The sequence below is a fragment of the Klebsiella sp. 4_1_44FAA genome (assembly GCF_000238715.1).
In the GTDB taxonomy this organism is placed as follows: Bacteria; Pseudomonadota; Gammaproteobacteria; order Enterobacterales; family Enterobacteriaceae; genus Klebsiella; species Klebsiella pneumoniae.
In genome coordinates this window covers 788,929-807,081 of record NZ_JH414798.1, presented here as the reverse complement: position 1 = coordinate 807,081, position 18,153 = coordinate 788,929, and the positions used below count along the sequence as shown (strand labels likewise).

The 18,153-nt window shown below is 55.9% G+C and carries 21 protein-coding genes, 3 tRNA genes and 1 pseudogene; 14 read left to right on the top strand and 11 right to left on the bottom strand.

Annotation, left to right across the window (positions count from 1 at the left end; all coding sequences use genetic code 11):
* Together HMPREF1024_RS21775 and HMPREF1024_RS21780 are read right to left on the bottom strand one after the other, a co-directional pair.
* Nucleotides 1-672 (bottom strand): aldo/keto reductase family oxidoreductase (locus HMPREF1024_RS21775; RefSeq protein WP_009307708.1); only part of this gene is annotated, 672 nt, incomplete at its 3' end.
* Nucleotides 673-720: 48 nt separating this feature from the next.
* The gene (locus HMPREF1024_RS21780; protein ID WP_072143294.1) at nt 721-963 is read right to left on the bottom strand and encodes a DUF1289 domain-containing protein; all 243 of its coding nucleotides are present in this window, start codon (nt 961-963) and stop codon (nt 721-723) included.
* Between the two features lie 139 nt (nt 964-1,102).
* On the opposite strand from HMPREF1024_RS21780, the gene HMPREF1024_RS21785 reads away from it, so the two are divergent.
* From HMPREF1024_RS21785 to rnt, 4 genes and pseudogenes are all read left to right on the top strand, one after another.
* A complete protein-coding gene (locus HMPREF1024_RS21785) occupies nt 1,103-1,702 on the top strand; it encodes a TetR/AcrR family transcriptional regulator (protein WP_004175857.1) in 600 nt (199 codons plus the stop codon).
* A gap of 53 nt (nt 1,703-1,755) precedes the next feature.
* Nucleotides 1,756-2,854 (top strand): annotated as a pseudogene (locus HMPREF1024_RS0125670) (alkene reductase).
* Nucleotides 2,855-2,932: 78 nt separating this feature from the next.
* Complete coding sequence (gene gloA, locus HMPREF1024_RS21790) at nt 2,933-3,340, top strand: lactoylglutathione lyase (RefSeq protein ID WP_002907764.1); 408 nt, start codon at nt 2,933-2,935, stop codon at nt 3,338-3,340.
* 137 nt (nt 3,341-3,477) lie between these two features.
* On the top strand, nt 3,478-4,125 hold the full coding sequence (rnt, locus tag HMPREF1024_RS21795; RefSeq protein ID WP_002907766.1) for a ribonuclease T: 648 nt from the start codon (nt 3,478-3,480) through the stop codon (nt 4,123-4,125).
* Between the two features lie 47 nt (nt 4,126-4,172).
* Here rnt and HMPREF1024_RS21800 read toward each other — a convergent pair whose 3' ends face one another.
* The gene (locus tag HMPREF1024_RS21800) at nt 4,173-4,520 is read right to left on the bottom strand and encodes a Grx4 family monothiol glutaredoxin (RefSeq protein WP_002907768.1); all 348 of its coding nucleotides are present in this window, start codon (nt 4,518-4,520) and stop codon (nt 4,173-4,175) included.
* Between the two features lie 340 nt (nt 4,521-4,860).
* On the opposite strand from HMPREF1024_RS21800, the gene HMPREF1024_RS21805 reads away from it, so the two are divergent.
* Nucleotides 4,861-5,733 carry a C40 family peptidase gene (locus tag HMPREF1024_RS21805; protein WP_004151204.1) on the top strand — a complete coding sequence of 291 codons (873 nt, stop codon included), beginning with the start codon at nt 4,861-4,863 and terminating at the stop codon, nt 5,731-5,733.
* On the opposite strand, the gene HMPREF1024_RS21810 is transcribed toward HMPREF1024_RS21805, so the two are convergent.
* Nucleotides 5,688-6,173, bottom strand: coding sequence for an AraC family transcriptional regulator (locus tag HMPREF1024_RS21810; RefSeq protein WP_004212764.1), 486 nt, complete (start codon nt 6,171-6,173; stop codon nt 5,688-5,690). The two genes, HMPREF1024_RS21805 and HMPREF1024_RS21810, sit on opposite strands and share 46 nt — an antisense overlap.
* A gap of 469 nt (nt 6,174-6,642) precedes the next feature.
* On the opposite strand from HMPREF1024_RS21810, the gene sodB reads away from it, so the two are divergent.
* Complete coding sequence (sodB, locus tag HMPREF1024_RS21815; protein WP_002907771.1) at nt 6,643-7,224, top strand: superoxide dismutase [Fe]; 582 nt, start codon at nt 6,643-6,645, stop codon at nt 7,222-7,224.
* Between the two features lie 60 nt (nt 7,225-7,284).
* Here sodB and HMPREF1024_RS21820 read toward each other — a convergent pair whose 3' ends face one another.
* Nucleotides 7,285-8,451, bottom strand: a complete 1,167-nt coding sequence (locus HMPREF1024_RS21820) for an MFS transporter (RefSeq protein ID WP_002907773.1) — start codon at nt 8,449-8,451, stop codon at nt 7,285-7,287.
* Between the two features lie 167 nt (nt 8,452-8,618).
* Complete coding sequence (locus tag HMPREF1024_RS30445) at nt 8,619-8,711, bottom strand: YnhF family membrane protein (RefSeq protein WP_002907776.1); 93 nt, start codon at nt 8,709-8,711, stop codon at nt 8,619-8,621.
* Nucleotides 8,712-9,006: 295 nt separating this feature from the next.
* Here HMPREF1024_RS30445 and purR point away from each other — a divergent pair, with 295 nt between their 5' ends.
* Complete coding sequence (gene purR / locus HMPREF1024_RS21830) at nt 9,007-10,032, top strand: HTH-type transcriptional repressor PurR (protein WP_002907778.1); 1,026 nt, start codon at nt 9,007-9,009, stop codon at nt 10,030-10,032.
* Here the strand turns inward: purR and punR are convergent.
* Entirely contained in the window at nt 9,959-10,963 is a 1,005-nt protein-coding gene (gene punR / locus HMPREF1024_RS21835) for a DNA-binding transcriptional activator PunR (RefSeq protein ID WP_009307704.1), read from the bottom strand. The two genes, purR and punR, sit on opposite strands and share 74 nt — an antisense overlap.
* Before the next feature lie 112 nt (nt 10,964-11,075).
* Here punR and punC point away from each other — a divergent pair, with 112 nt between their 5' ends.
* Both punC and cfa read left to right on the top strand, forming a co-directional pair.
* A complete protein-coding gene (punC, locus tag HMPREF1024_RS21840; protein ID WP_004196034.1) occupies nt 11,076-12,257 on the top strand; it encodes a purine nucleoside transporter PunC in 1,182 nt (393 codons plus the stop codon).
* A gap of 292 nt (nt 12,258-12,549) precedes the next feature.
* Nucleotides 12,550-13,698, top strand: coding sequence for a cyclopropane fatty acyl phospholipid synthase (cfa, locus tag HMPREF1024_RS21845; RefSeq protein ID WP_002907788.1), 1,149 nt, complete (start codon nt 12,550-12,552; stop codon nt 13,696-13,698).
* A 36-nt stretch (nt 13,699-13,734) separates the two neighbouring features.
* On the opposite strand, the gene HMPREF1024_RS21850 is transcribed toward cfa, so the two are convergent.
* Nucleotides 13,735-14,370, bottom strand: a complete 636-nt coding sequence (locus HMPREF1024_RS21850; protein ID WP_002907792.1) for a riboflavin synthase — start codon at nt 14,368-14,370, stop codon at nt 13,735-13,737.
* Between the two features lie 229 nt (nt 14,371-14,599).
* On the opposite strand from HMPREF1024_RS21850, the gene mdtK reads away from it, so the two are divergent.
* Nucleotides 14,600-15,973: an MdtK family multidrug efflux MATE transporter gene (gene mdtK, locus HMPREF1024_RS21855; protein ID WP_004151201.1), complete on the top strand. Its 1,374-nt coding sequence runs from the start codon at nt 14,600-14,602 to the stop codon at nt 15,971-15,973.
* Nucleotides 15,974-16,148: 175 nt separating this feature from the next.
* Nucleotides 16,149-16,442, top strand: coding sequence for an acid resistance repetitive basic protein Asr (asr, locus tag HMPREF1024_RS0125665; protein WP_032451331.1), 294 nt, complete (start codon nt 16,149-16,151; stop codon nt 16,440-16,442).
* 140 nt (nt 16,443-16,582) lie between these two features.
* Here asr and HMPREF1024_RS21860 read toward each other — a convergent pair whose 3' ends face one another.
* The gene (locus HMPREF1024_RS21860; RefSeq protein WP_004175848.1) at nt 16,583-17,161 is read right to left on the bottom strand and encodes a TIGR00730 family Rossman fold protein; all 579 of its coding nucleotides are present in this window, start codon (nt 17,159-17,161) and stop codon (nt 16,583-16,585) included.
* A gap of 254 nt (nt 17,162-17,415) precedes the next feature.
* Here HMPREF1024_RS21860 and HMPREF1024_RS21865 point away from each other — a divergent pair.
* The 3 genes from HMPREF1024_RS21865 (at nt 17,416) to HMPREF1024_RS21875 (ending at nt 17,654) form a co-directional block, all read left to right on the top strand.
* Nucleotides 17,416-17,492, top strand: a tRNA-Val gene (locus tag HMPREF1024_RS21865).
* Nucleotides 17,493-17,496: 4 nt separating this feature from the next.
* Nucleotides 17,497-17,573, top strand: a tRNA-Val gene (locus HMPREF1024_RS21870).
* A gap of 4 nt (nt 17,574-17,577) precedes the next feature.
* Nucleotides 17,578-17,654: transfer RNA gene (locus tag HMPREF1024_RS21875), tRNA-Val, on the top strand.
* Nucleotides 17,655-17,760: 106 nt separating this feature from the next.
* Here the strand turns inward: HMPREF1024_RS21875 and HMPREF1024_RS32025 are convergent.
* Nucleotides 17,761-17,946: a hypothetical protein gene (locus tag HMPREF1024_RS32025; protein ID WP_309600546.1), complete on the bottom strand. Its 186-nt coding sequence runs from the start codon at nt 17,944-17,946 to the stop codon at nt 17,761-17,763.
* The coding region (locus HMPREF1024_RS21880; protein ID WP_004153889.1) for an IS5/IS1182 family transposase at nt 17,928-18,153 on the bottom strand (226 nt) is incomplete at its 5' end. The genes HMPREF1024_RS21880 and HMPREF1024_RS32025, both read right to left, overlap by 19 nt.

Sequence of the window (18,153 nt, the reverse complement as noted above, 5' to 3'; positions counted from 1 at the left end):
GTTGCGTGTCTCAGCGTTAAACAGGCGACCACCGCCAAGACAAGACCACGCCATCGGACGAATACGCAGTTGCTGCAGCTGATCGAGAGTACCGTCGAGCAGCAGCGGCTGATGCACCGGTGAAATTTCGACCTGGTTGGTGGCCAGGGTAAACGGCAGACGTGACTGCAGCAAGGTGAACTGGGCGGGGGTAAAGTTCGAGACGCCAAAATGGCGCACTTTACCGCTATGATGCAGCGCGAGAAAAGCTTCGGCTACCTCGTCGGCGTCCATCAGTGGGTCCGGCCGGTGGATCAGCAGCAAGTCGAGATGGTCCGTCGCCAGATTACGCAGCGATTGCTCGGCGCTGAGCACGATGTGATCGCGGTCGGTAATGTAGTGGCCAATGGTGTTCTCAGCGCGCGCCCGGGTGGCGATACCGCATTTGCTGACGATTTCCATCCGGCTACGCAGATGCGGCGCTCGCTTCAGCGCTTCGCCAAAGGCAGCCTCACACTGATAATCGCCATAGATATCGGCGTGATCGACGGTGGTTACGCCTAAATCGAGATGCTGCTCAATAAAGCTGACCAGCTCGCCAGGCGACATTTTCCAGTCCATCAGACGCCAGTAGCCCATCACAAAACGTGAAAATTCCGGCCCCTGGGGAGCCATAGCAATACGCTGAACCATAACCGCTTCCTCAATAAAAAAGTGCTCTGAGTATACGTAATTTTTGGCTTAAAACAGTGAGGGTTGCTGCGGTTCTTCCGCCGGCTCCGGCCTGTTCGCGCGTATTTTGCGCAGCAGCCGTTGGCGGCAAAGACGCAAAACCTCCTGTTTCTGCGCATCGCTCATCCTTTGCCAGTTAAAACGTTCCTCACGGCTGCGGAAACAGCCGCGACAGTAGCCGCGCTCATCGGTCTGACATATTCCCCGGCACGGGCTCTGCACCGGGAAAAATTCTAACTGCTCTGCCACCACACGCCTCCTGTCCCCTCGTCTCCTTTCATTGAAGACGTTTCCCCGCGCCGACGCAAATTTTGTTCACTACGTGCTGCGCCAGCTAACATTTTTCCGCCGACGCTTGCATTAGACCAATCGGTCTACTACAGTGTGCAGCATGAACAGACACAGCGATTGCGATACCCGAGAACATATCCTGGCCACCGGCGAGCAGCTTTGCATGCATCGCGGTTTTACCGGAATGGGCTTGAGCGAACTTCTGAAGACGGCGGAGGTGCCCAAGGGCTCCTTCTACCACTACTTTCGCTCTAAGGAAGCCTTCGGCGTCGCGCTGCTTGAACATCACTACACCGGATATCTGCAGCGCCTGGTCGACCACTTCGATCATGGCGACGGTAACTATCGCGATCGCCTGCTGGCCTACTATCAGCACACGCTGAATCAGTTCTGCCAGCAGGGGATTATTAGCGGGTGTCTTACTGTCAAGCTATCCGCGGAGGTTTGCGATCTGTCGGAAGATATGCGCGCCGCCATGGATCGCGGAGCCAGCCAGATTATCGCCCTGCTGGGCGACGCGCTGGAGAAAGGACGTCAGGAAGGCAGTCTCGCATTTGACGGCGAGGCCATGACCCTGTCGCAGGTGCTGTATTCCCTGTGGCTCGGGGCCAACCTGCAGGCCAAAATTACGCGTAGCGCAACGCCGCTGGAAAGCGCCCTTGCCCACGCCAAACAGATTATTGCGGCGCCTGCGGTATAACAGGCGTTTTTATTTCATCAGTTACTAGACGACCGGTCTACTCAGGAGTCACTATGTCGGAAGCAAAATTATTCAGCCCACTGAAAGTCGGTGCGGTCACCGTCCCTAATCGCGTATTTATGGCGCCGTTGACGCGTCTGCGCAGCATTGAGCCGGGCGATATCCCTACTCCGCTGATGGGCGAATACTACCGCCAGCGCGCCAGTTCCGGGCTGATCATCACCGAAGCGACGCAGATCTCCGCGCAGGCCAAAGGCTACGCCGGCGCGCCTGGGCTGCACAGCCCGGAGCAGATTGCCGCCTGGCAGAAAATCACCGCCGGCGTTCATGCCGAAAATGGTCATATCGCCGTCCAGCTGTGGCACACAGGCCGAATTTCCCATAGTAGCCTGCAGCCTGGCGGCGCCGCCCCGGTAGCGCCTTCCGCGCTGAGCGCGGGCACCCGTACCTCACTGCGTGACGAAAACGGCCACGCCATTCGCGTCGACACCTCAACTGCCCCGCGCCCTGGAAACCGCAGAGATCCCAGGGATCGTCAACGATTTCCGTCAGGCGGTCGGCAATGCCCGTGACGCCGGCTTCGATCTGGTTGAGCTGCACTCAGCCCACGGCTATCTGCTGCACCAGTTCCTCTCGCCATCGGCGAACCAGCGTACCGATCAGTACGGCGGCAGCGTGGAGAACCGTGCCCGTCTGGTGCTGGAAGTGGTTGACGCCGTGAGTCAAGAGTGGAGCGCCGAGCGCATTGGCATCCGCGTGTCGCCGATTGGCAGCTTCCAGAATGTGGATAATGGCCCGAACGAAGAAGAAGACGCGCTGTATCTGATTAGCGAGCTGGCGAAACGCGGTATCGCCTATCTGCACATGTCCGAGCCGGACTGGGCGGGCGGCAAACCTTACAGTGAAGCTTTCCGTCAGAAAGTCCGCGACCGCTTCCCGGGGGTGATCATTGGCGCTGGCGCTTACACAGTAGAAAAAGCCAACGATCTTATCAATAAAGGGCTGATTGATGCCGTGGCATTTGGCCGCGATTACATCGCCAACCCGGATCTGGTGGCTCGCCTGCAGAAAAAAGCGCCGCTTAACCCGCAACGCCCGGAATCCTTCTACGGCGGCGGCGCGGAAGGCTACACCGATTACCCGACTCTGTAATCCCTCCATTGATAGCGGCGACGTATCGCCGCTATACTCAACGTTCTGATCTATCAAATAAACTGCATAGGGGACATTATGCGCTTACTCCACACCATGCTGCGCGTTGGCGACCTGCAACGTTCTATCGACTTCTATACCAACGTGTTGGGCATGAAGCTGCTGCGCACCAGCGAAAACCCGGAGTACAAGTACTCCCTCGCCTTTGTCGGCTACGGCGAAGAGAGCGAAACCGCGGTGATCGAACTGACCTACAACTGGGGCGTGGACAGCTATGAGCTGGGCACCGCCTACGGCCATATCGCGCTGAGCGTCGATAACGCCGCCGAAGCCTGCGAACGGATCCGTCAGAACGGGGGCAACGTCACCCGTGAAGCCGGGCCGGTAAAAGGCGGCACCACCGTCATCGCCTTCGTGGAAGATCCGGACGGTTACAAAATCGAGCTCATTGAAGAGAAAGATGCCGGCAAAGGTCTGGGCAACTAACGCTTCCCCACGCTGGCATATTTAATGCCATGGCTCGCCCGGGCGCTACGGCGCCCGTTGTTTTCACCCCTGCCTGCTGCAAGCCGCGGCAAAATTTGCCATAATGCGCGCTACTTTTTTCCAGCTAAGAGAATCTGATGTCCGAGAACGCTCAACTGAATGGTCTGTGCGACCGTTTCCGCGGTTTTTATCCGGTGGTGATCGATGTTGAAACCGCAGGATTTAACGCCAAAACCGACGCCCTGCTGGAGATCGCCGCCATTACGTTGAAGATGGATGAGCACGGCTGGCTGATGCCCGATGAAACGCTGCATTTCCATGTTGAACCTTTCGAGGGCGCCAATCTGCAGCCCGAAGCGCTGGCTTTTAACGGGATTAACCCGCATGACCCGCAGCGCGGGGCCGTCAGCGAATACGATGCCCTGCATGCCATCTTCAAAATGGTGCGCAAAGGGATGAAAGAGAGCGACTGCAGCCGGGCAATCATGGTGGCGCACAATGCCACCTTTGACCACAGCTTCACCATGACCGCCGCCGAACGCGCGGGACTTAAACGCAACCCTTTCCATCCGTTTGTTACCTTCGACACCGCCGCGCTAAGCGGGCTGGCGCTGGGCCAGACGGTGCTGTCGAAAGCCTGTATTGCCGCGGGTATGCCGTTCGACGGCGCGCAGGCTCACTCCGCCCTGTATGATACCGAGCAGACGGCGCAGCTGTTTTGCGAGATCGTGAACCGCTGGAAGCGTCTGGGCGGCTGGCCGCTGCCCGTAGCCACCCCGGAGTGATAAAAAAAGCGACTTCCAGGAAGTCGCTTTTTTACTGATGGCGGGAATTACTCCGCTTTTGGCTCGTCGGTATGGTACTTTGCCGCCGTCTCTTTGATCAGCTGCTGCAGTTCACCGCGCTGGTACATTTCGATGACGATATCGCAGCCGCCCACCAGTTCACCGTCTACCCACAGCTGCGGGAAAGTCGGCCAGTTGGCGTATTTAGGCAGCTCGGCGCGGATATCCGGGTTCTGCAGAATATCAACGTAAGCAAAACGTTCGCCACAGGCGGACAGCGCCTGAACGGCCTGGGCAGAGAAACCGCAGCTTGGCAGCTTCGGCGACCCTTTCATGTACAACAGGATCGGGTTTTCAGCGATTTGGCGTTGGATCTTTTCTAAAGTCGAGCTCATTGTCGTGCTTCCTTAAACTTCTTTCTACGGCAGTAACTTGTCATTGTAGCGTCCTGTAGGCAGGACGGATAATAACATTTTTTTCACTATTCATATTTTATCTTCTGTTGCGCGAAGTTGCCTTAAAAATATCACTTTGCGATCGCAGGCGGGCACTCATTGCGCATTTTCTGTGCGAGGCGGTCAATGTCTGACGCGTTTTCTTGCAATCGTTAACCAATCGACATTTTTGATACAAAAGAATATTAACTTTCCGGCTTTTTATGCTTTAGAATCATTCCGGTTTGTCATTCATCGTCAGGCATTTGTACATGTCTGTAATTAATCAGGGGATTGCTCAGTGGCGCGGCTAAACAAAATCGCGATATCGCTCTGTGCATTACTGTTCACGTCTATCTCATTCACGCCACTGGCTCAGGCATCAGGGCATACGCACGCCTCCGCTTCGCCAAAAGCGTTGCCCGCGAAAAGTGGCTCAGAGCGCAAGAAAAAAGCAACCAGTCAAAAAACTAAAACCACCGCTAAAACCACCAGTAAAAAGTCCTCGCGCACCCGGCTCCCTACCCGCACTACCGCAGCAAGCCAAACCGCACTTCATCGTCAGGCCGCCGGCGCGACGAAAAAATGCGTGCTGCGTAAAGGTTATAAAAAGCAGTGCGCGAAAACGGTCGCCGCCAGCGCCGAGCCGACCCTGGCGCTAAACAGCGTCAAAAGCAAATGCGTGGTGCGCAAGGGCTATAAAAAACGCTGTAAGCCCGAGGCCAGCGAAGCGAATTTAACGATCGCCGACGCCCACAAGGTCCGGGTGCAAAAAGCGCAAAGTACCGCGATGAACAAACTGATGGGCCAGTTGGGTAAACCCTATCGCTGGGGCGGCACCTCGCCGCGCACCGGGTTTGACTGCAGCGGGCTGGTCTATTACGCCTATAAGGACCTGGTAAAGATCCACATCCCGCGTACGGCCAACGAAATGTACCACCTGCGCGATGCGCGTCCGGTGGATCGTGATGAACTGCAGAGCGGCGATTTAGTCTTCTTCCGCACCCGCGGACGGGGCGCTGCCGACCATGTCGGCGTCTACGTCGGCAACGGAAAATTCATTCAGTCGCCGCGCACAGGTCGTGATATTCAAATCACCTCCCTGAGCGAGGATTACTGGGTTCGCCATTATGTCGGCGCTCGTCGCGTCATGACGCCGAAAACCATTCGCTGATCCCGGTCTGCCGCTGCGGCGGCAGACCGCCTCTCCTGCTCGATCTCCATCCCCACCCGCAAGGGATATTGCAGATTGCTCTCTTTGCCCGGCGTATCACGACGATAGCGGGTCGGCGACATGCCAAAGTGACGGTGAAAGGTCCGGCAGAAAGCGGCTTGTCCCTCGTATCCCAGGCACTGAGAAATACTCTGTATCGACGCCTGCGTCTGCGTTAAATAGATTGTCGCAATCGTCATCTTTCGTCGGCTGACGTAGCTCGCCAGCGTGCAGCCCGTTACCATGGCGAATTGTCGCTGGAAGTACCAGTGTGAGTAGCCGGACTTTTTCGCAATCGCGCTCACCGACAGGGTGTCGAAAATATGTGCTTCGATCCAGTCAACAATCCCCTGCACCACCGGGATCATTTTCGCGCTCACCACCTCATCTGTTTTTGCCATCGTCGTCATCCTGGGGAAATTACTGCTGGCGGCTATATTTGTCATACAAATTTAAAAATAGACAATGAATTATTGGCATAGCGACGATTGCCTGAGCGCATATTTTTATTAATCGTCTGATATTAAAGTTTTATTTTTTGTCCAGCGCATTGCGTGACAGCGGCGAAGCAGAGTAGTTAATCGCCATGCGAGTTCGCAAATCCGTAGAGGGCATCTCCTTATACATGGTTGCAACAATTTTGGCGGCTTATTGCCCACTCCTGCAGAAAACGGTTAAGCCTTCACCACATGCACCGGAGATAATAGCCTTTATCGTTGTAAGGCTTTTCACTGCTTGCGGCAAATGTTAACATTCTCAATACAATAACACGCCCGGGACGCGACAGCGTCGGGCGGTCAGAACACGATTCAGGTGAAAACCTCATCCTGTCAATGTGAGATAAAACAAAAAGTTATAAGGAGAGTAGCAATGTCGTTTGAATTACCTGCATTACCATATGCAAAAGACGCCCTGGCGCCGCACATTTCCGCAGAAACCCTGGAATATCACTACGGTAAACACCACCAGGCGTATGTCACTAACCTCAACAACCTGATCAAAGGCACTGCGTTCGAAGGCAAATCCCTCGAAGAGATCGTCCGCACGTCTGAAGGCGGCGTATTCAACAACGCAGCGCAGGTCTGGAACCACACCTTCTACTGGAACTGCCTGGCGCCTAACGCCGGCGGCGAACCGGAAGGCGAACTGGCGGCCGCAATCGCCAAATCTTTCGGCAGCTTCGCGGATTTTAAAGCCAAATTTACCGATGCCGCGGCGAAAAACTTCGGCGCTGGCTGGACCTGGCTGGTCAAAAATGCCGACGGCAGCCTGGCTATCGTCTCCACCAGCAACGCCGGCACCCCGCTGACCACCGACGCGAAGCCGCTGCTGACCGTTGACGTTTGGGAACACGCCTACTACATCGACTATCGCAACGCCCGTCCAAGCTACCTGGACCACTTCTGGGCGCTGGTTAACTGGAAGTTTGTTGCGGCTAACCTGGCGGCATAAACGACAAACCGCAGCGGGGTCTCCCCGGCTGCGGTTTTTTTGCCCTTGCCCAGCCGATGATTACTGGCTGGCGAAAGCCTCTTCCGGCTGCGCTCGCCCGCTAAACCAGACCAGCAGCAGCGCCAGACCAGCGATAATCGCGCCCATCACCGGCACAAACGCATAGCCCAGTCCGCCAGAGATCACCGCCCCACCGGCGGCGGCGCCCAGCGCGTTGCCGAGGTTGAACGCGCCGATATTCACCGAAGAAGAGAGCCCCGGCGCCTCATGCGCTACGCGCATAACCCGCATCTGCAGCGGCGGAACCACCGCAAAGGTTGCTGCGCCCCAGACAATCATGCTGATGGCCGCCCCGGCCTGGGATTGCGCCAGCAGCGGGATCGCCAGCATGATCGCCATCAGCAGCAGCAGAAAGCCCTTCAGCGTGCCGGAGACCGACCGGTCAGCAAATTTGCCGCCCAGATAGTTGCCTAGCGAAAAACCGACGCCAATCAGCACCAGCATCGCGGTTATAAACAGCGATGAAGCGTGGGTCAGCGTATTGAGCACTGGCGAAATGTAGGTATACAGCGTAAACATCGCCCCGGCGCCAAGCACGGTGGTCAGTAACGCGGAGAGCACCTGCGGGCGCAGCAGGACAGAAAGCTCTTTTTTGACATCAGGACGTTCCCCCGCGCTGCCCTTCGGCAGGGAGAACCACAGGCTAACCATCGCCAGCAGGCCTAATCCCGCAGTAGCAAGGAAGGACATCCGCCAACCGATGGTTTCGCCAAGCCAGGTGGCCGCCGGCACGCCGCCAATGTTGGCGATGGTCAGGCCCATAAACATAGTGGCTACCGCGCTGGCCTGCTTATGCTTTGGCACGACGCTGGCCGCCACCACCGATCCCAGGCCGAAAAAAGCGCCGTGGTTGAGGCTGGTAATAATCCGCGACAGCAGCAGCGTGGTGTAATCCGGCGCGATGGATGACAACAGGTTGCCGACGGTGAAGATCCCCATCAGAAAAATCAGCGCATTGCGCCGTGCGCGATGCGACAATAGCAGCGTCATCAGCGGTGCGCCGACCATGACGCCGATGGCATACGCACTGATCAGCATTCCCGCTACCGGTATCGAGACGTCCACACCTTTCGCAATCACCGGCAGCAATCCCATCGGGGAGAACTCGGTGGTACCGATGCCAAAGGCGCCGATCGCCAGCGCAAGTAAAGGAAAGTTGATTTTCATTCAATGACTCCATCAGACCGTCAGAGAGGACGGCGTAACATCAGAAGTCAAAAGCATGACATCAATCACAAAAAAACAAAAGTGAACGAAATGACAAAAGATTTTTGCAGAATTGATAATAATGGCGGGATATGGGGAGGAAGCGGCGCTCCTCCCTCAGCGAAACATTAGTGCAGTATGGCGGTCAGGCTGAAAGCGACAATCACGCCGAGAGCAATAATCGTGGTGATCAGCGAAAACTTTAAATTGGTATCCATCATTTTTCCCTCTTGTTATCCCCACACCAAAAGTGAGCTTGCTCATTTTTTGCACAAAAAAATCGCAAAAATCTTCCGGGATTTTAGGGCGATGCACATTTTTGCTCTTCCACTTTGCCCCAAGATCGGACAAAATCCCACGCTAATTTAAAAGCGTATCGGCCATTGACCCCTTCCTGTCGTTCTGTGTCGTTTTCCCGACGTGATGCAATGTTGAAAATTGTATTCAGGGTGTGTGTAGGCAAACGTTTACGTATCGATGATCAGGCGATCAGGTCAAGGCATGGAGTGAGATGTAATGGCAACTATTAAAGATGTAGCGAAACGCGCAAACGTTTCCACTACAACTGTGTCACATGTAATTAACAAAACCCGTTTCGTTGCCGAAGAGACGCGTAATGCGGTATGGGCGGCGATCAAAGAGCTGCACTACTCGCCGAGCGCCGTGGCGCGCAGCCTGAAAGTCAATCACACCAAATCGATTGGCCTGCTGGCGACCAGTAGCGAAGCCGCCTATTTCGCTGAAATTATTGAGTCCGTTGAAAAGAGCTGCTTCCAGAAGGGCTATACTCTGATCCTCGGTAACGCGTGGAACGATCTGGAAAAACAGCGCGCCTATCTGTCGATGATGGCACAAAAGCGCGTAGACGGTCTGCTGGTGATGTGTTCCGAGTATCCGGATTCGGTATTGAGCATGCTGGAAGAGTACCGCCATATCCCGATGGTGGTGATGGACTGGGGCGAGGCGAAAGCCGACTTCACCGATGCGGTGATCGATAACGCCTTCCAGGGCGGCTATATCGCCGGACGCTACCTGATTGAACGCGGCCATCGCGAAATCGGCGTGATCCCGGGCCCGCTGGAGCGCAACACCGGCGCGGGGCGACTGGCCGGCTTCATGCAGGCGATGAAAGAGGCGCATATCAGCGTGCCGGAAAACTGGATTGTGCAGGGCGACTTCGAGCCGGAGTCCGGCTACCGCGCAATGCAGCAGATCCTAAACCAGCAGCACCGCCCGACGGCGGTCTTCTGCGGCGGCGATATCATGGCGATGGGCGCTATCTGCGCGGCGGATGAAATGGGACTGCGGGTGCCGCAGGACATTTCGCTGATCGGTTATGATAATGTGCGCAACGCCCGCTATTTCAGCCCGGCGTTAACCACCATTCATCAGCCGAAAGATTCCCTGGGCGAGGCCGCATTTAACATGCTGTTGGATCGTATCGTCAACAAGCGTGAAGAGTCGCAGTCTATCGAAGTGCACCCTCGTCTGGTTGAGCGCCGCTCGGTAGCGGATGGCCCGTTTGTCGATTATCGTCGTTAAGGCATCTGGCGGGCGCGGATCTCTCCGGCGCCCGCAGCCACTCCCGATTCAGCGTGTCGCTGTCCCCCAGATAGTCAAGCATCCAGTTCAGCGCCGGTGAGGCATCGTTCTGCTGCCACGTCAGGCAGCAGGCGGCATCCGGGAACGGATTTTCCAGCGCCAGCGCAGTCCACTCGCCGCGATCTATCCATGGACGGGCGAAATGGCTCGGCACCATGCCGACGCAGAGTCCTGCCGACAAACAGGTTGCTGATGATTCCCAGTCAGGGACGACTACCCTCTTCTGGTTATCCAGCAACCATGTTGTCCGTTTAGGCAACGAGCGCGAGGTATCCTCCCGCACCAGCGACGGCCAGTTACGCAGGATGTCGTCGCTCAGGGGTCCATCCATCTTCGCCAGCGGATGATCGCTCGCCACCACGCAGTCCCAGCTCAGCATCCCCATATCGCGGAACGCATAGCGACCGCCGACCGGAATAGATCGCGTTGCGCCAATCGCCAGCTCAACGCGGCCGTCGGCCAGCGCATCCCATACGCCATTGAATACTTCCTGAAAGACGATCAGTTCGACGTCGGGAAAATGGCGATAGAAATCGACGATCATCTGACGCATCCGCGCCGGTTTCACAATATCATCCACTGCGATCGACAACTGTCCGCGCCAGCCGTTCGCAATTTGCTGACACTGCTGGCGGGTGATCTGCATTTTTTTGATAACAGAGCGCCCTTCCTGTAAAAACCAGACCCCGGCGGGGGTCAACTCCACATCACGATGGCGACGCTCAAATAAGGGAACGGCGAGCCACTCTTCGAGCTGACGCACGGTATAGCTGACCGCGGAAGGCACCCGGTGAAGCTCCTGCGCGGCCGCGCTGAAGCTGCCGTTACGGGCGACGGCATCAACCACTTCCAGAGAGTATTCAGACCACATTTTCTGCCTGCAAAATTTTTGAATGCATGTGACAAATATTAGCGTTTCACAAGCCACAATGCACTCCCTACACTCTGCGGCATCGTACCTGTACACCAACTATGAGAACGTTATGTCACAACCCGGGAAAGGATTTTTAGTCTGGCTGGCCGGCCTGAGCGTGCTGGGCTTTCTGGCCACCGATATGTACCTGCCGGCGTTTGCCGCCATGCAGCAGGATCTCAACACCTCCGCCGCCTCCATTAGCGCCAGCCTGAGCCTGTTCCTCGCCGGCTTCGCGCTGGGCCAGCTGTTCTGGGGACCGCTGTCGGACCGCTATGGACGTAAACCGGTACTGCTGAGCGGCCTGGCGATTTTCGCGGCCGGCTGTCTGGGGATGCTGTGGGTGCACAATGCCACCCTGATGCTGGCGCTGCGCTTTCTGCAGGCGATTGGCGTCTGTGCCGCGGCCGTTACCTGGCAGGCGATGGTCGCCGATTACTATCCTGCCCAGCGCACGAACCGCATCTTCGCCACCATTATGCCGCTGGTAGGACTGTCGCCGGCGCTGGCCCCGCTGCTGGGCAGCTGGCTGCTGGTGCACTTCGAGTGGCAAGCCATCTTCGCCACCCTGTTCGCCATCACTCTGCTGCTGATGCTGCCTGCCCTGCGCCTGAAGGCAGCCGCGAAGTCAGTAGTAGTGACGCAGCAAAAGATCACCTTTCTCGCGCTACTGCGCTCCCGGGAATACAGCGGCAACGTCCTGATCTACGCCGCCTGTTCCGCCAGCTTCTTCGCCTGGCTTACCGGTTCACCTTTTATCCTGCATGAAATGGGCTATGGCCCAACCGCTATCGGCCTGAGCTATATTCCGCAGACAATCGCCTTTCTGGTGGGAGGCTATGGCTGTCGCGCGCTGCTGCAGAAATGGTCCGGTCAACAGATGCTGCCGTGGCTGCTGGTGATTTTTGCCATCAGCGTAGCCGCCACCTGGCTGGTGGGCCTGCAAACCCATGCCTCGCTGGTGGCGTTAATGATCCCGTTCTGCATGATGGCGGTGGTCAACGGCGGGATCTACCCCATCGTGGTTGCTCAGGCGTTGAAGCCTTTTCCGCAGGCGACCGGCCGCGCGGCGGCGCTGCAAAATACCCTGCAGCTTGGCCTGTGCTTCCTGACCAGTCTGCTGGTATCCGCGCTGATCGCCACGCCGCTGCTGACTACCACCAGCGTAATGCTGGTTTCGATTGGCTTAGCCGGAATAGGCTATCGCCTGCAGCAGACGCCGGAGCTGACACCCCACTCTTCCCACGCGTAATGCCCGTCGCCAGGGCCCGGACCAGTCGTTAGCATGCTAAGAAATTTTTATTGAAAGCCAGTACTTAGCGTCCTATACTGGATCCGGGTTCACATAAATAGAAAATAGTTACAGATTAACGGATGCAGGATGCCTCCGTTTCACCATGGAAGGCCTTTCGGCAAGGGTTATCTCCCTTCCTCTGTTTACGTCGGATAGCGACTTCACGGATTATCCGTGAGATTTCTCACAAAGCCAAAAAAGCGTCTACGCTGTTTTAAGGTTCTGATCACTTGGGCGTGATGGAGAAGCTATGAGTTCATCGTGTATAGAAGAAGTAAGTGTACCAAATGATGACTGGTACCGGATTGCAGCTGAATTATTAGGCCGTGCGGGAATTGAAATCAATGGCTCCGCGCCGTCCGACCTGCGGGTTAAAAATCCTCTCTTTTTTAAACGGGTTTTGCAGGAAGGTTCGCTGGGTTTAGGCGAAAGCTATATGGACGGCTGGTGGGAATGCGAGCGTCTGGATATATTCTTCCACAAGGTGTTACGCGCCGGGTTGGAAAAGCAGCTCCCACACCATTTCAAAGACACACTCCGCATCGCAGGCGCTCGTCTGTTTAATCTACAAAGTAAAAAACGTGCCTGGATTGTCGGTAAAGAGCACTACGACCTCGGCAACGATCTCTTCAGCCGGATGCTTGATCCCTATATGCAATATTCCTGCGGTTACTGGAAAGAGGCGCAGAGCCTCGAGGCCGCCCAGCAGGCTAAGCTGGATCTCATCTGCCGCAAACTGGAGCTGGAGCCAGGCATGCGGGTACTGGATATTGGCTGTGGATGGGGCGGTCTCGCCGAATATATGGCGCGAAATTATCAGGTCAGCGTCGTGGGTGTAACCATCTCCGCCGAGCAACAAAAAATGGCCCAGGCGCGCTGCGCCGATCTCGATGTAGAGATTCGTCTCCAGGATTATCGCGATCTGCACGACAGCTTTGACCGCATCGTCTCCGTTGGCATGTTTGAGCACGTGGGGCCGAAAAATTACGCTACCTACTTTGAGGTTGCCGACCGTAATTTGAAACCCAACGGCCGCTTTTTACTGCACACCATTGGTTCCAAGGTCACCGACCATAACGTTGACCCGTGGATCGATAAATATATCTTCCCGAACGGCTGCCTGCCTTCCGTGCGTCACATTGCCGAAGCCAGCGAGAAGCACTTTGTGATGGAAGACTGGCACAACTTCGGCGCCGATTATGACACGACCCTGATGGCCTGGTATGAGCGTTTCCTCGCCAGCTGGCCGGAAATTGCCGATAACTATTCTGAGCGTTTCAAACGCATGTTTACCTATTATCTGAACGCCTGCGCCGGCGCCTTCCGCGCCCGCGACATTCAGCTCTGGCAGGTGGTGTTCTCGCGCGGTATTGAACATGGACTGCGCGTCGCCCGTTAAATAACACTCCCCCGCTTATCGGCGGGGGATTTTTTTTCAGGCTTCATTGACCTTAGCCGCCATCTCTTTCGCGGCCAGCACGCGTTCGACCGTATCGACAACCGCCTGGGTCTGCGGATCAATCTCAATATTGACGCGATCGCCCAGTTTTTTCGCTCCCAGGGTGGTCCGCTGCAGCGTCTCCGGAATAAGATGCACGCAGAAACGGGTCGCCGTCACCTCACCCACCGTCAGACTAATGCCGTCAATACCGATGAATCCTTTATAGAGGATGTATTTCATCAGCGTTGGATCCTGCACTTTAAACCAGATCTGACGGTTATTTTCGGAAGTCAGAATCTTCACGATTTCCGCGGTGGTCATAATGTGGCCGGACATTAAATGCCCGCCGATTTCATCACTAAATTTCGCCGCTCGCTCGACGTTCACTTCATCGCCGACCTGAATATCGCCAAGATTGGTAATCCGCAGCGTCTCTTTCATCAGATCGAAGCTGATGCGTGCGCCGTTGATTTCGGTCACCGTCAGGCAGCAGCCGTTGTTGGCTACCGAGGCGCCGGTTTCCAGCCCCTCCAGCATATGTGCCGGTAACTCAACCACGTGAGTGCGAAAATTGGGTTTATCATCAATGGAGACCACTTTCGCGGTTCCCTGAACAATACCAGTAAACATGTTTGGCTCCTGTTGAAAATCATGACGGTATCATTACCGCTTTCGCTATCGGGAACAATAACAGGAGGGCAAAGCGGTTGCCAGCGCGCTTCGTGCCTCGACTCTTTTTTCACTGGCTTAATAGCCAATCCTCGCTACAATAGACTGGAAATTCCTCATTTTTATCCCCTTGCTGCCAGTTACGGCGGCTTTTTTAGTCTCAAAATAACAACAATTCGAAGGTGTTCACGTGCAGAAGTATTTCGTTGAAGCGCGTCAGTTATTAGCTCTGGCTATACCCGTCATCCTTGCGCAGGTGGCGCAGACGGCGATGGGTTTTGTCGATACCGTGATGGCGGGTGGCTACAGCGCCACGGATATGGCCGCCGTGGCCATCGGGACCTCCATCTGGCTGCCGGCGATCCTCTTCGGCCACGGCCTTCTGCTGGCGCTGACCCCGGTGGTGGCACAGCTTAACGGATCCGGGCGGCGGGAGCGTATCGCGCCGCAGGTGCGTCAGGGCTTCTGGCTGGCCGGCTTTGTCTCGGTGCTGATCATGGTCGTGCTGTGGAACGCCGGATACATCATCAGCTCCATGCATAACATCGATCCGCTGTTGGCAGAGAAGGCGGTTGGCTACCTGCGCGCGCTGCTGTGGGGCGCTCCGGGCTATCTGTTCTTCCAGGTCGCCCGTAACCAGTGTGAAGGGCTGGCAAAAACCAAGCCCGGGATGGTCATGGGCTTTATTGGATTACTGGTCAACATTCCGGTGAACTATATTTTTATCTATGGTCATTTCGGCATGCCCGAGCTGGGCGGCGTCGGCTGCGGTGTGGCGACGGCCTCCGTTTACTGGGTGATGTTCGCCAGCATGCTGTGGTGGGTGCGCCGGGCGCGTACGATGCGCGATATCCGCTGCGTCGAGCGCTTCAGCGGCCCTGATTTTGCCGTCCTGTTACGGCTGGTGCAGCTGGGGCTGCCCATTGCTCTGGCGCTGTTCTTTGAAGTCACTCTGTTTGCCGTCGTCGCGCTGCTGGTCTCCCCGCTCGGGATCATTGACGTCGCTGGTCACCAGATCGCGCTTAATTTCAGCTCGCTGATGTTCGTTCTGCCGCTGTCGCTGGCGGCGGCGGTCACCATTCGCGTCGGCTTCCGCCTTGGCCAGGGCTCAACGATCGATGCCCAAGTTTCGGCCCGCACCGGCGTGGGCGTGGGGGTCTGCCTGGCGGTATTTACCGCTATCTTTACCGTCCTGATGCGTAAGCAGATTGCGCTGCTGTATAACGATAATCCCGAGGTGGTGACGCTGGCCTCGCACCTGATGCTGCTGGCGGCTATCTATCAGATCTCCGACTCTATTCAGGTGATCGGCAGCGGCATTCTGCGCGGCTATAAAGATACGCGGTCTATCTTTTTTATTACCTTTACCGCGTACTGGGTGCTGGGTTTGCCGAGCGGCTATCTGCTGGCGCTGACCGATATGATTGTGCCCCGCATGGGACCTGCCGGTTTCTGGTGCGGATTTATCATCGGTCTGACCTCCGCCGCCATCATGATGATGCTGCGGATGCGTTTTCTGCAGCGCCAGCCTTCCAGCATCATCTTACAGCGCGCTGCGCGCTAACTTGTCTAAGCCCGCCGCTCCGGCGGGCTTTTTCGTTCTTCGCTATAACGGCGCGTTGTACATTCCGTTACTCCCTGACACCAAAGACTCACTGATAGCCTCCCGGCAGGCGCTTATAGTGTTGCCAACAGCCCCGCAGTGGGGTTACTCAAGAAACCAAGTCGAGGATTTCAGAATGAAAAAAGTATTAGCTCTGGTCGTTGCCGCTGCTATGGGTCTGTCATCAGTTGCTTTCGCTGCCGATGCGGCAAGCACCACCCCGAGTGCAGCAGCCAGCCATACTACCGTTCACCATAAGAAACATCACAAAGCGGCCGCGAAACCGGCAGCCGAGCAGAAAGCGCAGGCGGCGAAGAAACACCACAAAGCCGCTGCAAAACCGGCTGCTCAGCAAAAAGCCCAGGCTGCAAAGAAACATCATAAAGCGGCACACCACGCAGCTAAACCGGCGGTTAAACCGGCGGCATAATGGTCAGGGCGTTAAGGTGATAAACCGGCGCTGAACAGCGCCGGTTTTTTTTCAGGAGGACATCATGCTGCAACGCTATCGCTTCGAATTGCTGCTGTTACTGCTCATCGTCTGCGCGCTGTTTACCCTGCGCTTGATGTTTAAATAGCTGGCTGCTGAACCCATTTTCGGGCCGGCGGCGTATAGTCGCGAAAACCGGCGATAATCTCGTCTGCCGAGGTAGCGAACGGCAGCATCTCCGCGTAGCGCGGGTGCATAAACCCTTCCCGTACCATGTTATCGACCATCGCCTGAAGCGGATCGTAATAACCCTTAATATTCAGGAACGCGCACGGTTTCTCATGGATCCCCAGCTGCGCCCAGGTCCATTGTTCGAAAATCTCCTCGAGCGTCCCCGCCCCGCCCGGCAGGGCAATAAAGCCATCCGCCAGCGCCGCCATTTTGGTTTTCCGCTCGTGCATATCCTCGACCACATGCAGCTCCGTCAAGCCGCGGTGGGCAATTTCCCGCTCCACCAGGCCGCGCGGCATCACGCCGATCACCACGCCACCGGCCTCCAGCGCCGCATCGGCGACCGCCCCCATCAGACCAACTTTGCCGCCGCCATAGACAAGCGCCAACCCCTGCTGCGCCAGCGTACGTCCAACCAGACGGGCGGTTTCGAGGTACAGCGGATGTTCGCCAGCTGAAGAACCGCAAAAAATACCAATCGATTTCATCTTCGTTATGACTCCTTCTCTTCTGGTGGCCGATAATTTAACACATCGGCAACCCTTCCGCGCAGGTTTGGACTGCCTGAAAAATGAGAGCCGTGATGCTCGCTGGCGAAGAAATATCCTTGTGGTTCAGTAAAATATATCCGGAATGAGTAAAAGTTCCGCAATCGCATGCAATGTGCAAGAAAAGTGACGTTTACCTCTTGCCACATCCCCTCCCTGCCGCTAATATGCGTCCCCGTTGTCACCACAACATTGCGTTCGTAGCTCAGTTGGTTAGAGCACCACCTTGACATGGTGGGGGTCGTTGGTTCGAGTCCAATCGAACGCACCATAATGCGTTTATAGCTCAGTTGGTTAGAGCACCACCTTGACATGGTGGGGGTCGTTGGTTCGAGTCCAATTAAACGCACCATAATGCGTCTGTAGCTCAGTTGGTTAGAGCACCACCTTGACATGGTGGGGGTCGATGGTTCGAGTCCATTCAGACGCACCAATCATTTTTCCTTCTGTAATTCCTGAATTTTATCACCTGCTCCCCGTTGGTATTGCTGACTTAAAATGTTGTGTATTGGCAAAGCGTTTTCCTTGCATAGTCCATACTAGTCCACATGAGTGCTAAGGAAGGTGCGAATAAGCAGGTCATTTCTTCCCAAGCTGACTCGCTGATTAAAATTTCGCGGATCTGGGCCGATTTTTTTCCCGCAAACACATCGAATCAGCCTATTTAGGCTATTTTTTCCACCATTTCTGGCGTTATTTCCGGTTTTTACTGAGATCTCTCCCACTGACGTATCATTTGGTCCACCCGAAACAGGTTGGCCAGGGTGAATAACATCGCCAGTTGGTTATCGTTTTTCAGCAGCCCCTTGTATCTGGCTTTCACGAAGCCGAACTGCCGCTTGATGATGCGAAACGGGTGCTCCACCCTGGCACGGATGCTGGCTTTCATGTATTCGATGTTGATGGCCGTTTTGTTCTTGCGCGGATGCTGC

Coding starts and splice junctions, on each gene's coding strand:
- HMPREF1024_RS21785 (WP_004175857.1), top strand. CDS start 1,103: ATGAACAGACACAGCGATTGCGATACCCGAGAACATATCCTGGCCACC.
- gloA (WP_002907764.1), top strand. CDS start 2,933: ATGCGCTTACTCCACACCATGCTGCGCGTTGGCGACCTGCAACGTTCT.
- rnt (WP_002907766.1), top strand. CDS start 3,478: ATGTCCGAGAACGCTCAACTGAATGGTCTGTGCGACCGTTTCCGCGGT.
- HMPREF1024_RS21800 (WP_002907768.1), bottom strand. CDS start 4,520: ATGAGCTCGACTTTAGAAAAGATCCAACGCCAAATCGCTGAAAACCCG.
- HMPREF1024_RS21810 (WP_004212764.1), bottom strand. CDS start 6,173: ATGGCAAAAACAGATGAGGTGGTGAGCGCGAAAATGATCCCGGTGGTG.
- sodB (WP_002907771.1), top strand. CDS start 6,643: ATGTCGTTTGAATTACCTGCATTACCATATGCAAAAGACGCCCTGGCG.
- HMPREF1024_RS21820 (WP_002907773.1), bottom strand. CDS start 8,451: ATGAAAATCAACTTTCCTTTACTTGCGCTGGCGATCGGCGCCTTTGGC.
- HMPREF1024_RS30445 (WP_002907776.1), bottom strand. CDS start 8,711: ATGATGGATACCAATTTAAAGTTTTCGCTGATCACCACGATTATTGCT.
- purR (WP_002907778.1), top strand. CDS start 9,007: ATGGCAACTATTAAAGATGTAGCGAAACGCGCAAACGTTTCCACTACA.
- punR (WP_009307704.1), bottom strand. CDS start 10,963: ATGTGGTCTGAATACTCTCTGGAAGTGGTTGATGCCGTCGCCCGTAAC.
- punC (WP_004196034.1), top strand. CDS start 11,076: ATGTCACAACCCGGGAAAGGATTTTTAGTCTGGCTGGCCGGCCTGAGC.
- cfa (WP_002907788.1), top strand. CDS start 12,550: ATGAGTTCATCGTGTATAGAAGAAGTAAGTGTACCAAATGATGACTGG.
- HMPREF1024_RS21850 (WP_002907792.1), bottom strand. CDS start 14,370: ATGTTTACTGGTATTGTTCAGGGAACCGCGAAAGTGGTCTCCATTGAT.
- asr (WP_032451331.1), top strand. CDS start 16,149: ATGAAAAAAGTATTAGCTCTGGTCGTTGCCGCTGCTATGGGTCTGTCA.
- HMPREF1024_RS21860 (WP_004175848.1), bottom strand. CDS start 17,161: ATGAAATCGATTGGTATTTTTTGCGGTTCTTCAGCTGGCGAACATCCG.